Below are 15961 nucleotides of genomic sequence, written 5' to 3'. Positions count from 1 at the left end.
GTGGAATCCACTACCTCGGCGAGGCCCGTGCTACTTCGGCAAGGTGGGTGCTACCTCGGCGAGGGTCGAGCTACCTCACCAGTTGGCGGTGGCCCCGGGGACGTTCGGCGGGAGCTTCACGTCGTGGGGGTGGATGACGTACGCGATGCCGTCGGTGGACGTCTGCCACACGCGCTCGAAGTTCTCGCGGGTGTACACGTTGCGCACGTCGGCGTCGGTCGCCTTGTTGGGGTCGTTGATGACGGGGTCGCCGTCGGCGGTGAAGCCCACGATGGTGACCAGGTGCCCGTTGGTGCCGTATCCGGCCTCAGGCATCTCCTCCTTCTTGAAGTTGATCGACACCACCAGCGGGATGCCCGCCGCGATGAACTGCTCCGCCTCGGCGAGGGAGCGCAGCCGCGTCACGAACGTCTCCAGCCCGTACTCGTGCGCGTACGCCGTGTTGAACGGCCAGTTGCCCGCGCCCTCGTAGGCGTAGTCCCAGGCGTTGATGGCGGCGTGCGCCACCTGCGGGTCGCCGTTCGGGGCGACGATGCCCTCGAGCTGCGCGGCCGGCACCTGGTGCTTCGGGCCGTACGAGTACTGGATCATCGTGGTCGACGTCGGCGAGCACCACACCTGGCCGCCGCCGCCGAACTCGGGGTACTCGCCGATGTGGATCAGCTGCGAGTAGCCGGGCACGTCGAGCTCGACCGCGCGGCCGAGCGTGAAGGCGCTGGTGCCCTCGTACGCGGAGTCGGGCAGGTACTCGTTGGTCATCGTCGTCACGCCCGACAGGCGGGGGGTCGCCGTCGACCCGGCCGGCCGGTACAGGTTGACGCGGGTCTGGAACGCCTCGGGCTCGTGCCCCGTGCGCGCCACGAAGGTGTCCGTGTACAGGGCGGCGTCGGCGTCGTTCTGCCCCTCCACCGAGGTGCGGTGGATGTCGCCCACCGACCCGTCCGCCGGCGCGAAGTCGGCCCCGGAGGTCCAGCGGCCCATGACGAACCACTTCGTCCACGCGCCGTCGGCCTTGCGGCCGCGGAACTCGACCTCGACCCACGTGCCGGTCGGGGTCGTGGCGTTCCACGAGGTGAGGGACTCGTCGACGGCGTACCCGGTCTCGACGACCGGTGATGTCCACGTCCCCGTCTCGTACTCGACCGCGGAGCCGTCACCGAACGGGTCCGTGTACGCGGTGGTCGGGCCGCCGGCGTCGCGCACGCCGAGCGTGCCGTGCGCGCCGGGGCGCAGGTTCTCCCACTCGCCCTGGCGCAGCTCGGCGACGCCCTGCCAGTGGGTGGTCGTGATCTTGTGGCCCGTCGGGGCGGGTTCGTCCGGCGGCGCGGCACCGGCGGCTCCCGCCGTCGGTGCGATCACCGCCCCCGCTGCCAGGGCCGCCGTCGTCGCTCTCATCCAGCTCCTTCGCGCCATGCCTCTCATGGGTCCCTCCCCGGGACGGGGGCGTGGGACGGTCCCCACCGCCCGTTGGCAAAGACTTTCCCAGATCCTGTGGCGTGTGTCACGACCTTGCGGGCAGACGCTGCGTCGTACCGGGAGGCGTGGGCCGGGCGGTCAGTCCCTCCGGCCCGTCAGCTCCACGGGCAGGTCGTCGTCGTGCCGCACCGCGAGGGAGGTCACGGCGCGGGTCAGGCAGACGTACAGGCGCCGGAGCCCGGACTCGTGCTCGGCCTCCCCGGCCACGATCCCCGCCGGGTCGTCGAGGACGACGTGGTCGAACTCCAGGCCCTTGGCCAGGGACGCAGGGACCAGGTCGAGGCGCGCGTCGAACTCGGTGGCGCCGTCGTCGGCAGGGTCCGGCGTCCGCCCGTCGTCCTCGCCGACGACGGCGAAGGCGAGCCCGGCAGCCAGGAGCTCGCGGCGGGCGGCGGCCACTCCGCCGTCGGGCACGATCAGCCCGACCGAACCCTCGCGCGCGAGCGCCGTGCGCACCAGCCCGAGCGTCGGCGCGGTGGTGAGCACGAGCTCGCCGCGCGCCCGCCGCACCGCCACGGGCGGCGCGAGCTCGGGCGCGATCGTCGGCAGCAGGCGCGCCGCGTACTCGATGACGTCCCCGGGCACGCGGAACCCGGCGGTGAGCTGCTCGACGTGCCCGTCGGGCTTGCCGAGATGGTCCAGGGCGTCGGCCCAGGAGCGCACGGCCCACGGCGTGGTCGCCTGGGCGAGGTCGCCGAGCACGGTGAGCGATCCGGTGCGGGCCCGCCGTCCGAGGGCGCGCAGCATCATCGGCGACAGGTCCTGCGCCTCGTCGACGACGACGTGCGCCACCGACGGTGCCCGCTCGAGCAGGTCGGCGAGCTCGTCGAGCAGGACGAGGTCGGCGAGGGTCCACCGCGCCGCGCCCGCGCTCCGGGGCGGGGTGGCCCAAGCGAGCGCGTCGCGCTCGGCGGGCGTGAGGATGCCGTCCGACATCTGCGCGAGGAGCTCCGGGTCGGACAGCAGGCGGTGGAGCAGCCGGGCGGGCGTCAGGACCGGCCAGAGCGTCGCGGCGTGGTCCTTGACGGCCTTGGTGCGCGCGAGGACGTCCCACGCCCGGTCGTCGAGGGCGTCGCCGCTCGCCTCGATCTGCTGCAGGATCCGGTGCGCGAGCGCGTACCGCAGCTGCTCGCGTCCGGCGTCGTAGCGCAGCTCGCGGCCGACCACGTGGGCGACGGCGTCGCGGACCTCGTGGGCGGGCACGCGCCAGCGCCGGGAGCCGCGCGGCAGCACGAGCGCCTCGACGGGGTCGGCGGGTGCTGCCACGTGCGACCACACCGCTCGGCGCAGCACCTGGGCCATGCGGGCGTCGCCCTTGAGGCGGGCGACGTCCGCCGGTTCCGTGCCGCGCAGGCGCCCGTGCGCCGCGACCACCTCCTCGACCGTCGTCTGCGTGGCGTCGACCTCGCCGAGGGCCGGCAGCACGTCCCGGATGTAGCGCAGGAAGCTCGAGTTCGGCCCGACGACGGTCATGCCGCGCCGCGTGACCTGCTCGCGGTGCGCGTACAGCAGGTAGGCGGCGCGGTGCAGCCCCACGGCCGTCTTCCCGGTGCCGGGTGCGCCCTGCACGACGACCGTGCGGTCGAGGTCGCTGCGGACGATGACGTCCTGCTCGGGCTGGATCGTGGCGACGATGTCCCGCATCGGACCGGTGCGCGGGCGCTCGATCTCCTGCTCGAGGATCTCCGAGTGCTCGGCGCCCGTCGTGGACGCGCCGGACAGCGCCTCGTCCTCGAACCCGGTGAGCACCCCGCGCGCGAAGCCGTACCGCCGGCGGGTCGCCACGCCCATCGGGTCGTGCCGGGTGGCGCGGTAGAAGGCGGCGCTGACCGGCGCGCGCCAGTCCACGACCAGCGGGTCGCCGGCGGTGTCCGACACGTGCCGCCGCCCGACGTGGAACACCTCGCCCCCGGACCGCGCGTCGTGGTCCAGGCGGCCGAAGAAGAGGGGCACGTGGGGGTCGTCCGCGAGCTGCGCGAGGCGCCGGGCCAGGGTGAGCTCGAGCGCCTCGGCGCTGATCCGGTCGCCGGCGTGGGCGGTCAGCCCCGCAGTGCGCTCGCGCATCCGGGCGAGCTCCTCCCGCGCCCGCTCCAGGTGCGCCCGCTCCAGGTCGAGCTCGGCATCGGTCACAGCGGGCACGGCTGACCTCCAGGAGACAGGCGGGGTGGGAGCCGCAGGACATTACCCGGTCCCGGTGGCGCGGGCAACGTGCCCGGCGCGGTGCGCGGGGCCGCCGTCGTCGTCCGGACCTCGGCCGGATGTGATCTGTGTCGCACCGGTTGGCATCCGAGCGAGGTCACCCTAAGTTAGGCCAGGCTGACCTCACTTCGAGTCCCTTCCGAGGAGTCCCGTGCCCAAGCCCTCCGCCCTGCTGGGAGCCGCGACCGCGGCCGAGTACGCCGGAACGCTCCACGCCGTCGTCGACGACGTGGCCGCCCGCGTCGCCGCCGCCCGGCAGCCGTTCTGCGGCGCGAGCCGCCGCGAGCTCCAGGCGCTCGTGGACGCCGTCGACCTCGACGGCCCGCCGGTCGGCACGCCCGACGCGCTGCGCGAGACCGCCGAGCTCTACGCGTCGCACGCCGTCTGGTTCCACCACCCCGGCTACGCCGCGCACCTCAACTGCCCGGTGACGCTCCCGGCCGTGGGCGCGGAGGCGATGCTCGCCGCGATCAACACGTCCGTCGACACCTACGACCAGTCCACGGTCGCGACGCTCATGGAGCAGCGGCTCGTCGAGTGGACCGCCGACCGGATCGGCTTCCCGACGGGGGACGGCGGCGCCGACGGCGTCTTCACCTCCGGCGGCACGCAGTCCAACCTGCAGGCCCTGCACCTGGCCCGCGAGCGCGCGCTGACGGGGGCCGACGGCGCCCGGCTCGGCGGCGCCGCGCGGCGCGAGCGGCTCGGCCGGCTGCGCGTGCTGGCCACGGCGTCGGGCCACTTCAGCGTCGCGCGCTCGGCGCTGCTGCTCGGCCTGGACGACGACGCGGTCGTCGCGGTCCCGACGGACGCGGCGGGCCGGATGGACCCGGGCGCCCTGGGCCGGGCGCTGGTCGACGTCGAGCGCGCCGGGGACGTCGTCATGGCGGTCGTGGTGACCGCGGGCACCACCGACCGGGGGTGCGTGGACCCGCTGGGTCCGGTCGCCGACCTGTGCGACGCCGTCGGCGCCTGGCTGCACGTGGACGCCGCGTACGGCGGAGGGCTCCTGCTCTCCGGGCGGCGCCGGCACCTGCTGCACGGCATCGAGCGGGCGCGCAGCGTCACGGTGGACTTCCACAAGACGTTCTTCCAGCCGGTGTCGTCGAGCGCGCTGCTGGTCCGCGAGGCCGCCGACCTGGCCCGCGCGACCTGGCACGCCGACTACCTCAACCCGGCCGAGGAGGCGGGCGAGCCGAACCCCGACCTCAACCTCGTGGACAGGTCCCTGCAGACCACGCGCCGGTTCGACGCCCTCAAGCTCTGGGCCACGCTGCGCGCCGTAGGCGCCGACGGCGTCGGGGCGATGGTGGACGCCGTCTGCGACCTCGCGGCCGCCGTCCACGCCGACCTCGCGGACGACCCGGAGCTGCGGCTCCTGGCCCCGACCGACCTGTCCACCGTGCTGTTCCGCTTCCAGCCCGACGGGGTGGACGACGCCCGCGCCGACGGCCTCGTCCCGCGGGTGCGGCGCGTGCTGTTCGACTCCGGCCGCGCCCTCGTCGCCAAGACGGTGATCGACGGGCGGCCGTGCCTCAAGCTCACCCTGCTCAACCCGGACGCCACCCTCGACGACGTGCGCGGCGTGCTCGACCTGGTGCGCTCCACCGCGCACGGGCTGCTCGCCGGGGAGGAGCTGATCGAGCTCGACGCCCCGCCGTGCCGTGGCACGCACCCCCGGCTCCCCGCCCGCTCCACCCTCTCGGAGGCCGTCCGATGACCCGCAGCACGCACACCCACGACCTCGTCGGCATCGGCATCGGGCCGTTCAACCTGGGGCTCGCGGCGCTCGCGGACCCGCTGCCCGACGTCGACGCCGTGTTCCTGGACCAGCGCGACGGGTTCGGCTGGCACCCGGGCATGATGCTCGAGGGCGCGACGATCCAGGTGCCGTTCCTGGCCGACCTGGTGACGATGGCCGACCCGACGTCGCCGTACTCGTTCCTCGCCTTCCTCAAGGCCACGGGCCGGTTGTACCCGTTCTACATCCGCGAGTCGTTCTACCCGCTGCGCGCCGAGTACGACCAGTACTGCCGCTGGGCGGCCGACCGGCTCACCTCCCTGCGGTGGGGCCGAGAGGTCGTGCGGGTGGACCGCGACGACGCGACGGGCGACCTCGTCGTCACGGCCCGCCTGGCGGGCGGCGGCACCGAGACGTACCGCGCGCGGCACGTCGTCCTCGGCGTCGGCACGACGCCACGGCTCCCGGGCCCCCTCGCCGCCCTCGCGGCGGAGGCGGCCCGGCACCCGGGCGCGGGCCCGGTGGTGCACAGCGCGGAGTACCTGCCGCACCGTGACGCGCTGGCGGGCACGGGCGCGGTCACCGTCGTCGGCTCCGGGCAGTCGGCCGCCGAGGTGTACCGCGACCTGCTGGAGGACGCCGCGCCGGGGACGCACCGGGTGGACTGGGTGACGCGCTCGCCGCGCTTCTTCCCGATGGAGTACACGAAGCTCACGCTCGAGATGACGTCGCCGGAGTACACCGACCACTACCGGGCGCTGCCCACCGAGCTGCGGGAGATCCTCGGCCGCGAGCAGCGTGCGCTGTACAAGGGCATCAGCGGTGACCTGGTCGACGAGATCTACGACACCCTGTACCGCAAGTCCGCCCTCGGGCGCGAGGTGCCGACCACGCTCCTGTCCGACACGGAGGTGGTCGCGGCGAGGTTCGAGCCCGACGGCGCGGGCGGGGCGGGGGAGCACGTCCTCACCCTGCGGCACGGTCAGCTGGGCACGACGGCGGAGCACCGGACGCGTGCCGTGGTCGCCGCCACCGGCTACGGGTCGGGCGTGCCCGGGTTCGTCGCGCCCGGCCTGGTCGACCTGGACGAGCTCGGCCGCGTGGACGTGGCGCGCGACTACACGGCTGGGGCCGGCGGGCGCCTCCACGTGGGCGGCACCGAGGCGCACACGCACGGTGTGACGGCGCCCGACCTCGGGTTCGCGCCGTGGCGCAACTCCGTGATCCTCGCGCAGGTGACCGGGCGCGAGCCGTACCCGGTCGAGAGCCGCATCGCGTTCCAGACGTTCGGCCTTCCGGGCGGCGCACCCGCCGCGCCCACCCGCGAGCCGGTGCAGGAGGTGGCCCGATGAGCGTCCAGGCCGAGCCCCGCACCGCCCGCGTGACCTCCGACGCCGTCACGCTCGAGCCGGTGGACCCCGCGCGCGACGCGACGGCCCTGCACTCCTGGCTGACCCATCCCGCGTCCGCGTTCTGGCACATGGGCCACCTGGCGGTGGGCGAGGTGCGCGCGTACCTGGACGCCGTCGCCGCCGACCCCGACCAGGACGGCTGGCTCGGGCGCGTGGACGGCGTGCCCGCGTTCTACGCCGAGACGTACGACCCTGCCCGGGTGCTCCTCGTCGGCGTGCACGACGCCGCGCCGGGCGACCTCGGCATGCACCTGCTCGTCGCCCCGCCGCCGGACGACGCGGCCGCCCGGCGGCCCGGCCTCACCGACGCGGTGATGGCCGCCGTGCTCCAGTTCTGCCTGTCCCCGGCGCCGCACGGCCGTGGGGCGGCGCGGGTCGTCGTCGAGCCCGACGTGCGCAACCGCGCGATCGCCGCGAAGAACGCCGCGGCCGGCTTCCGCGTGCTGCGCGACATCGAGATCGACGAGGGCGGGCACGCCAAGCGCGCGGCACTGAGCGTCTGCACGCGGGCGGACTTCGCGGCCTCCCCGCTCGGCGCCCTCGCCGGCGCGGGCGGCGCCGCCGACCCGGGTCTCGCGCCGCACCTGCGCCCCGACCTCGCCGAGCACGCCCACCGGCACCTCGCCGCCAAGGCGCTCGCGGAGCTCGCGCACGAGCGCCTCTTCCGCCCCGAGCCCGAGCCTGCCCACGAGCGCTGTGAGCGGGCGTTTGACCCCGTTTCCGATGCGACACCGGGCCAATCGCCCGCTCACAACGAGGGGTCGGGTGTCCCGCGGTGGTTCGTGCTGGAGCTCGACGGCGCGACGTACCGGTTCGCGGCGCGCACGTTCGCGCTGGAGCACTGGGTGGTGGACCCGGCGTCGATCACCCGGACGGCCCCGGGCGGGACCGACCTGCCCGTGGACGCCCTCGAGCTGGTCGCGGAGCTGCAGCCGCTGCTGCAGATCCCCGACGACCTGGTCGCGACCTACCTGGAGGAGCTGTCGTCGACCCTCGCCGCGGCCTGCGCCAAGCGCGACCGAGAGCTGAGCGGGGCGTCGCCGCAGGTCCCGGCCCTCCTGGCGGCGCTCGCCCCCGACCCTCGCCCGGCGGACGCCGTCGACGCCGCGGACGACGACCGTCGTCGTGCCGACGCGTTCCAGGCGGCCGAGGCGGCGATGACCGAGGGGCACCCGGGGTTCCTCGCCAACAACGGCCGCATCGGTTTCTCCCTGGACGACTACCTCGCGTACGCGCCGGAACGCGGCGAGCGCCTGCGCCTCGTCTGGCTGGCCGCGCGACGCGAGCACGCCCACCTCGCCGTCGGCGACGGGCTGACCGAGGCGAGCCTGTACGACGGCGAGCTCACGGGCGCCGAGCGCGCCGCGTTCGCGGACCGGCTGACGGCGCGCGGTCTCGACCCGGCCGAGTACCTCTACCTGCCCGTGCACCCGTGGCAGTGGCAGCACCGGGTTCCGGTCACGTTCGCGGCGGACGTCGCACGCGGCGACCTCGTGCCGCTCGGGACGGGCTCCGACGAGTACCAGCCGCAGCAGTCCATCCGCACGATGTTCAACCGCACGCGGCCGGAGCGGCACTACGTCAAGGTGGCGCTCGCGATCCAGAACATGGGCTTCCTGCGGGGCCTGTCCCCGGCGTACATGCGCGCCACGCCGGAGATCAACGACTGGGTGGCCGGGATCGTCGCCGAGGACGCCACCCTGCGGGAGGGTGGCTTCGGCGTCCTGCGCGAGCGCGCGTCGATCGGGTACACCGGCGACGTCTACCACCGCACCGCCCGCCCCAGCGCGCACCGCAAGATGCTCGCGGCCCTGTGGCGCGAGTCCCCCGTGCCGCGGACCGCGCCGGGGGAGCGGCTCGCCACCATGGCGAGCCTGCTGCACCGCGACGCGTCCGGGCGTGCGTTCGCCACCGCCCTGGTGCGCACCTCCGGGATCGCGCCCGAGGCCTGGCTCCGCGCCTACCTCGACGCCTACCTGTACCCGCTGGTGCACTGCCTGCGCGCCCACGACCTGGCGTTCATGCCGCACGGGGAGAACCTCGTGCTCGTGCTGCGCGACGGCGTGGTCCGGCGGGTGCTCATGAAGGACATCGGGGAGGAGGTCGCCGTGCTCGGGCACCGCGAGCTGCCGGCCGGCGTCGAGCGGGTCCGCGCCGTCGTCGACGCCGACCAGAAGGCGCTGTCGATCTTCACCGACGTGTTCGACGGCGTGCTGCGCCACCTCGCCGGCATCCTCGCCGTGGACGGCGTGCTCGCCGAGGACCGGTTCTGGGCGGTGGTGGGCGACGTTCTCGACCGGCACGGCGACGAGCACCCCGACCTCGCCGGCCGGGTCGAGCTGCGGGGGGCGCGGTTCGCGCACTCGTGCCTCAACCGCCTCCAGCTGCGCAACACGCTGCAGATGGTCGACCTCGCCGACCAGTCCGGCTCGCTGCTGTACGCCGGCACCCTGGCCAACCCGGTGGCCAACCCGGTGGCGAGCCCGTCGGCCAGCCCGGTGGCGAGCCCGGTCGCGGACCCGGTGACCGCACCGGGGGCACCGTGAGCGACCCGTCGCGCCGCGCGGGCGACCGCTTCGAGCTCTTCCGCGACCCGCGGGGGGTGCCGCACGTGCGCGCCGGTTCCGAGGCGGACCTCGCCTTCGGCCAGGGCTACGTCACCGCGCTGGACCGCGGCTGGCAGCTCGACGTGGACCGCTGGTACGGCGAGGGCCGGGTCGCCGCCCGGCTCGGTCCCGCGGGCCTGGAGTGGGACCGGTTCGCCGTCCGCGTCCGGCTCGCCGACACCACCCGGCGCGTCTGGGCGGCGCTCGCGGCGCCCGAGCAGGAGTGGTTGTCCGCGTACGCCGACGGGGTCCGCGCGGGACTCGACGCGGGCGGCCGGGACTCGCCCGAGCGGGCCGAGCTCGCCCGCGCGCTCGGTGGTGCCCCGCTGCCGGACGACGAACCCTGGCACCCGTGGACGCCCGTCGGCACGTTCCTGGTGCACCACGTGCTGTTCAGCGGGTTCCCGCACCTGCTGTGGCGCGAGCACGTGACGCGCACGCTCGGCGCGGAGGCCGCCGGGTGGTGGGGCGCCGTGGACGGCGGCCCGTCGTCGGGGTCGAACGCCTGGGCGCTGCACGGGTCGCGCACCGCCTCCGGCGCGCCGCTGCTGGCCGGCGACCCGCACCGCCTCCTGGAGCTGCCGGGCGTGTACCAGCAGGTGCGGCTGGCCCGTCCGGGCCACGACGTCCTCGGTCTCGCCTTCCCCGGCGTGCCCGGCGTGCTGCACCTGGGGCACGCCGAGACGCCCCAGGGCGCGGTCGGGTGGGGCATCACCAACGCGATGGCGCACCACGTCGAGCTGTGCGCGGAGGGGGACGACGCACCGACGGTGGCGGCGCAGGTCGTGGCGTCCGGCACCGAGACGGTGCCCGTGCGGGGCGGTGACCCGGTCGACGTGCCGTGGGCCGAGACGCCGCGCGGTCCCCTCGTGACGGACCGGCACAGCCTGCGCTGGCCCGTGCGGGTCACGGCCGACGCCGGGGTGGCGGCGTGGCGCGCCCTCCAGCGGGCGCGGACGGCGCGCGACGTCGCCGCGGCGTTCGCGGGCTGGGTCGACCCGGTGAACCGCGTGCTCGCCGCCGACTCCACCGGCGAGGTGCTGAGCCTGACGGCCGGCCGGGTGCCGGTCGTGCCGCCGTCGGGCCGCGTCGTGCCGACGCCCGCCAGAGCCGCCGGAGCAGCCGGCGCCGCCGGTGCGCCCCGGTGGCGCGACCTGCCTGCGCCCGTCGCCGTCACCGGGGTCGCGGTGGACGCCAACGACCGCCCCGCCGGCCCGGGCCTCGACCTCGGCCACGCGTACGCGCCGCACCGCGGCCCCCGGGTCCGGGCGCTGCTCGCCGACCCGCCGCCCGGCGGCGAGACGGCCGCGACCCAGGACCGCGTGCTGGCCGACACCCGCGACGGCGGTGCGGCTGAGCTGGTCGTGCGGCTCGCCGACGTCGGCGACCCGCGCGCCGCCCGGCTGCGGGCGTGGGTGGCGGCCGGCGCCGCGATGGACCCCGGCGACGCGGACGCCGCGCTGTTCGCCCGCTGGCGGCACGCCCTCGTGCGCCGCGTGGCCGCCGACCCGGCGCTCGCACCGCTGCACGCCCCGCACGGCCTGCCTGCCGTGTTCGCCCCGTGGCTCGACGTCGTCGCCCGCGTCGGCGACGCGCTCGCCGTCGTGCTCGCGTCCGGCGTCGTCGACGCCCGCGCCGCCGCCGTGTGCGCGCTCGCGGACCTCGGCGACCCCGACGACGCCCGGACCTGGGGCGACCTGCACCGCCTCGCGCCGCTGCACGCCCTCGACCTGGTCCCCGGTGCGACCGTGCCCGTCGTGCCGCCCGTCCCGCTCGGTGGAGCGGGCGACTCCGTGCGCTGCACGGGCGGCGTGCCGGGACTGACCTACGCGGCGTCGAGGGGGTCGGTGGCGCGCTGGGTGTGGGACCTGGGCGACCGGCGCCGCAGCCGGTGGGGCGTGCCGTTCGGCGCCGCCGGCGACCCGCGCTCGCCCCACTTCGCGGACCAGCACCCGACGTGGGCGGTGGGCAGCACCGAGCAGATCGAGACCGACTGGGCGCGGCTGCGCCCCGAACCCTTGCCGACCGACCCGACACGGAGAGCCCGATGACCGACCAGACCCGACTGCTGACCGGCGCACGCGGCGAGGAGGTGTGGCGCACGGACGTGCCGGGCGCCGGCACCTTCACCGCCCACGTCCTGGACCCCGTCGCGGACGTGGAGGTGCTGCACGACTGGGTCAACCGCCCGCACGCGGGCTTCTGGGGGCTGGCCGGGCTCAGCCGCGAGGAGCTGAGCGCCACGTACGCGTTCGTCGACTCCTTGCCCACGCACCACGCCTACCTGGTGCGCTGGGACGGCGAGCCCGTCGTGCTCGTGCAGCTCTACCACCCCGAGGACGACCCGGTCGCGACCGCCTACGACGTGCTCCCCGGCGACGTGGGGATGCACTTCTTCAAGGGCGGCGACGGGCCGGCGCAGCGGTACGGCGTCGCGCCGTGGACGGCCGTCGGCCCCGCCGTGCTGGGACTGGCGCTCGCATCCCCGGGGGTGCGGCGGCTCGTGGTGGAGCCGGACGCCCGCAACCGGTCCGCGATCTCCCGCATGGTCGCGTTCGGCTTCGAGCCGGCCGGCACGGTGCGGTTCGAGTCACCGCAGGGGCCGAAGGAAGCCGTGCTGGCCTTCCTGCCGCGGGAGCGCGCGGAGGCGATCCTTGCCGGCGCGGGCGTCTAGGAGCGACTACGCCTGGGGGTCGGCGGGCCGCACCTCGGAGGGGACGGGGCCCGTCGTGGTGCCGGGCACCAGCTCGACGGGCAGCGTGGTGCAGGTGGGCTCCTCGCCCGCCAGCACGCCCAGCACGGCGTGCCCGAGCGCGACGCCCTTGGCCCGCAACGGCTGGTGCACGCTGGTGAGCACGTCGGGGGAGAGCCAGGGCAGGTCGATCCCGTCGAACCCGGCGATCGACACGTCGTCGGGCACGCGTAGGCCGAGCTCGCGGGCGGCGATGACGGCGCCGGCGGCAAGGAGGTCGGAGTGCGCGACGATCGCCGTCGGGCGTTCCGTCTCGGGCACCCACGCGCCGAGGATCTCGGTGGCCGCGTCGCGGCCGTGCTCCACGAGGGAGGCGGGCGTCTCCCACGAGATGACCGGCTCCACCTCGTCGCGCACCCCGTCCAGCCGGTGCCGGGTGGAGGTGCGGTCGGCCTGGGCGAGGCGGCCCGCGTCGATCGGGCCGGACCGCTCGTCGGCGTCCAGGGGCAGCGTGATCTCCGCGATGCGGGTGTGCCCCAGCTCCTTGAGGTGCCGCACGGCCAGCGCGGTGCCGGCGCGGTCGTCGAGCGCGACCAGGGGGGCGCCGTCCACCCGGCCGCCCTCGCCGACGACGACGGGCACGTCGCGGCGACGCAGCGCGGCGAGGGTCGCGTCGTCGGTGAGCACGCCCCACACCAGCACGGCCACGTCCATGGCGGCGGACTCTAGGAGCGGGTCGACGGCGGGCAGCGGCGCGGGGCCGCCGTCCGGGGAGGCGGGCACGGCGGCCGCGCGCACACCGGGGATGAGCAGCACGCCGAGCCCTTCGGCACCGAGCACGTCGACGAGGCCGTCGAGCACCTTGACCGCCACGGGGTCGCGGAACGCGCGCCCCGGCTGGTCGCCGAGGACGACGCCCACGATGCCTGACCGACCGGAGCGGAGCTGTCGTCCGAGCGGGTTGGGGCCGGAGTAGCCCAGCTCGGCGGCGGCAGCGAGGACCTTGTCCCGGGTCTCGGCGGTGATCGGACCCGCGCCGGAGAACGCCAACGAGGCCGTGGAGACCGAGACGCCTGCGAGCTCGGCCACCCGGGCGAGCGTCGGTCGGGCGGCGTTGCTGCGACCCATGGGGCTCCTTCCGGAGGTGTCGGGGCGTCAGCCTACCCGCGCCGCCGACAGCGTGCTCGAAACGATTTGACGCTGGTGGCGGAATCGGGAAGCGTCGTCCTGTGACCTCCGAGCCTCCCCGCGTGCGCCTCGACGCCCCGCCCGCGCACGCTGTGCGGGCCGCCTGGGCCGTCTTCACCGTCTTCGTCGTGGCGGGAGTGGGTATGGCGACCTGGGCCTCGCGCCTCCCCGCCGTGCGTGACGGCCTGGGATTCACGGCGGAGCAGATGGGGCTTCTCCTGCTCACCGCCTCCATCGGCTCGCTCGTCGCGCTGCCGCTGTCCGGCATGATCGCCTCGCGCATCGGGGCCGCCCGCACCTGTGTGGCGTTCGCGGCACTGGCCGCCGTCGGCTTCTCCGTCACGACGCTCGCCGTCGACGCCGGCCAACCGCTCGTGGTGCGGGTCGGCCTCTTCCTCGGCGGCATGGGCGTCGGCATCTGGGACGCCGCCATGAACCTCGAGGGCGCCGTCGTCGAGCAGCGTCTCGGCAGGTCCGTCATGCCGCGCTTCCACGCGGGGTTCTCGCTCGGCACCGTCGCCGGCGCGGGCGTGGGAGCCCTCGCGGCGCACGCCGGCGTGCCGCTGTCGCTGCACGTCATCACGGTGGTGCTGGTCGACCTGGTGGTCGTCCTGGTGTGCGTGCGGTTCTTCGAGCCGACGGCGCACGCGGCGGACGGATCGACCGGTTCGACCGCGTCGACCGGGTCGACCACCCCGGACACGCAGGCGGACCCGGCGACCGCCGTTGACACCGGGACCGGTCACACGCTGCGCGACACGCTGGCGACGTGGCGGGAGTCCCGCACCCTGCTGGTCGGGCTCGTCGTCCTCGCCGCGGCGCTCACCGAGGGCGCGGCGAACGACTGGGTCGGTCTCGCCGTCGTCGACGGCTTCCGCGTGGACGACTCGATCGGGGCGATCGGCCTCGCCGTCTTCCTCTGCGCGATGACGCTCGCGCGGCTGGCGGGCACGTCCCTGATCGACCGGTACGGGCGCGTCCCCATGCTGCGGGCGTGCGGCGCCGCGGCGCTGGTCGGCGTCCTCGTCTTCGCGCTCGTGCCGACGCTGTGGGTGGCGCTCGTGGGCGTCGCGATCTGGGGCGCGGGCGCCTCCCTCGGCTTCCCGCTGGGCATGTCCGCGGCCTCCGACGACCCGCGCCGCGCGGCCCTGCGCGTCTCGGTCGTCTCGACCGTCGGCTACTCGGCGTTCTTCGTGGGACCGGCCCTCATCGGCTTCCTCGCCGAGCACGTCGGCTACCGCGACGCGCTGCTCGTGCTGGCGGTGCCCGTGGCGCTGGGCCTGGTCGTCGCGGGCGCGGCGAAGCCGCTGCCGGCCGCCCCGGACCCGGCGCGTACGCTGGACGGGTGAGTCTTTCCGCCGTGCCCGCCTCGCCCACCACCGAGCCGTCCGCGACCACCGCGGACGGCGCCACCTCGGCCACTTCGGCCGTGTCGACCACGTCGACCCCCGCGCTCTCCGAGCTGACGACGCTGCGCGTCGGCGGTCCCGTCGACGCTTACGTGGAGGCCGAGTCGGAGGCGGAGCTCATCGACGCGGTGCGCGCGGCGGACGACGCCGGGCAGCCGCTCCTGGTGATCGGCGGCGGCTCCAACCTGCTGGTCGCGGACGAGGGGTTCGCGGGCGTCGTCGTGCGCGACGTGCGCCAGGGCCTCGACGCGGACCTCGCCGACTCGTGCGGCACCGACGGTGCGTGCGGCGGGGCGAGCCTGCGCCTGCCCGCCGGTCAGGACTGGGACGCCTTCGTGGCCGAGGCCGTGGCGAACGAGTGGGTGGGCGTCGAGGCGCTGTCCGGCATCCCCGGCACGGTCGGCGCCGCCCCTGTGCAGAACATCGGCGCGTACGGCCAGGAGGTGTCCGGGGTCGTCGCGTCGGTGCGCACCTGGGACCGCGCCACGGGCGGCATGAAGACGTTCCCGCTCGCGTCGCTCGGCTTCGGCTACCGCACGTCGCTGCTCAAGCGCACGATGCGCACCGGCGGCGGCGAGGGTGCCCCCTGGTACCCGACCCCGCGGTACGTGGTGCTCGAGGTGAACCTGCAGATGCGCCTGGGCAGCCTGTCCGCGCCCGTCGGCTACGGCGAGCTGGCCCGCCGGCTCGGCGTCGAGGTCGGCAGCCGCGCCCCGTCGGCCGAGGTGCGGGAGGCGGTGCTCGAGCTGCGCGGCGGCAAGGGCATGCTGCTCGACGGCGTGGGCGGCGCTCCCGCCCCTGACCACGACCGCTGGTCCGCCGGGTCGTTCTTCACCAACCCCGTGCTGCCGGCGGACGCCGCGGAGGACCTGCCCGAGGACGCCCCGCGCTTCCCCGTGCGGTCGGCGACGCCCGAGTCGACCGTGGGTCCCGCCCTCGGCGTCGTCGACCCGACCCTCGTCAAGACGAGCGCCGCGTGGCTCATCGAGCACGCCGGGTTCACCAAGGGCTTCGGCCTCGCGGGCGAGCACAGCCCCGCGCGCCTCTCGACCCGCCACACGCTGGCCGTGACCAACCGCGGCGGCGCGACCGCGGCCGACCTCGTCGCCCTCGCGCGCACCGTGCGCGACGGCGTCAAGGACGCCTTCGGCATCGAGCTCGAGGCCGAACCCGTCCTCGTCGGCACCGCCCTGTGATTGTTGTGGGTACGAAATCGGCGTGAATTCCCGGGGGAATTC

At 75.7% G+C, this 15961-nt stretch carries 10 protein-coding genes; 7 read left to right on the top strand and 3 right to left on the bottom strand.

Features of this window, described 5'->3' with window-relative positions:
* Window positions 1-75: 75 nt before the first annotated feature.
* Together ACFT55_RS12370 and ACFT55_RS12365 are read right to left on the bottom strand one after the other, a co-directional pair.
* Window positions 76-1395, bottom strand: a complete 1320-nt coding sequence (locus ACFT55_RS12370; protein ID WP_380244137.1) for a C39 family peptidase — start codon at window positions 1393-1395, stop codon at window positions 76-78.
* A gap of 159 nt (window positions 1396-1554) precedes the next feature.
* Complete coding sequence (locus ACFT55_RS12365; protein WP_380244136.1) at window positions 1555-3615, bottom strand: HelD family protein; 2061 nt, start codon at window positions 3613-3615, stop codon at window positions 1555-1557.
* A 211-nt stretch (window positions 3616-3826) separates the two neighbouring features.
* Here ACFT55_RS12365 and ACFT55_RS12360 point away from each other — a divergent pair, with 211 nt between their 5' ends.
* The 5 genes from ACFT55_RS12360 to ACFT55_RS12340 are packed head-to-tail and all read left to right on the top strand — an operon-like array spanning window position 3827 to window position 12108.
* A complete protein-coding gene (locus tag ACFT55_RS12360; RefSeq protein ID WP_380244135.1) occupies window positions 3827-5395 on the top strand; it encodes a pyridoxal phosphate-dependent decarboxylase family protein in 1569 nt (522 codons plus the stop codon).
* Window positions 5392-6768: a lysine N(6)-hydroxylase/L-ornithine N(5)-oxygenase family protein gene (locus ACFT55_RS12355; protein ID WP_380244134.1), complete on the top strand. Its 1377-nt coding sequence runs from the start codon at window positions 5392-5394 to the stop codon at window positions 6766-6768. The genes ACFT55_RS12360 and ACFT55_RS12355 overlap by 4 nt, the downstream gene beginning before the upstream one ends.
* Window positions 6765-9374 (top strand): GNAT family N-acetyltransferase, encoded by a 2610-nt coding sequence (locus ACFT55_RS12350; protein WP_380244133.1) that lies wholly within the window; start codon window positions 6765-6767, stop codon window positions 9372-9374. Before ACFT55_RS12355 ends, ACFT55_RS12350 begins: the two co-directional genes overlap by 4 nt.
* Window positions 9371-11485 (top strand): penicillin acylase family protein, encoded by a 2115-nt coding sequence (locus ACFT55_RS12345; RefSeq protein ID WP_380244132.1) that lies wholly within the window; start codon window positions 9371-9373, stop codon window positions 11483-11485. Before ACFT55_RS12350 ends, ACFT55_RS12345 begins: the two co-directional genes overlap by 4 nt.
* Window positions 11482-12108 carry a GNAT family N-acetyltransferase gene (locus ACFT55_RS12340; RefSeq protein WP_380244131.1) on the top strand — a complete coding sequence of 209 codons (627 nt, stop codon included), beginning with the start codon at window positions 11482-11484 and terminating at the stop codon, window positions 12106-12108. Before ACFT55_RS12345 ends, ACFT55_RS12340 begins: the two co-directional genes overlap by 4 nt.
* A 6-nt stretch (window positions 12109-12114) precedes the next feature.
* Here ACFT55_RS12340 and ACFT55_RS12335 read toward each other — a convergent pair whose 3' ends face one another.
* The gene (locus ACFT55_RS12335; protein ID WP_380244130.1) at window positions 12115-13254 is read right to left on the bottom strand and encodes a LacI family DNA-binding transcriptional regulator; all 1140 of its coding nucleotides are present in this window, start codon (window positions 13252-13254) and stop codon (window positions 12115-12117) included.
* Window positions 13255-13355: 101 nt separating this feature from the next.
* On the opposite strand from ACFT55_RS12335, the gene ACFT55_RS12330 reads away from it, so the two are divergent.
* The gene (locus ACFT55_RS12330; protein ID WP_380244129.1) at window positions 13356-14663 is read left to right on the top strand and encodes an MFS transporter; all 1308 of its coding nucleotides are present in this window, start codon (window positions 13356-13358) and stop codon (window positions 14661-14663) included.
* On the top strand, window positions 14660-15919 hold the full coding sequence (locus ACFT55_RS12325) for a UDP-N-acetylmuramate dehydrogenase (protein WP_380244128.1): 1260 nt from the start codon (window positions 14660-14662) through the stop codon (window positions 15917-15919). The genes ACFT55_RS12330 and ACFT55_RS12325 overlap by 4 nt, the downstream gene beginning before the upstream one ends.
* Window positions 15920-15961 lie beyond the last annotated feature (42 nt).

Origin of the sequence: Isoptericola sp. NPDC057191, from assembly GCF_042670225.1 — a bacterium.
Lineage (GTDB): Bacteria > Actinomycetota > Actinomycetes > Actinomycetales > Cellulomonadaceae > Isoptericola.
The sequence above is the reverse complement of the archived record's forward strand: the minus strand, read 5'-3'. Positions and strand labels throughout refer to the sequence as shown.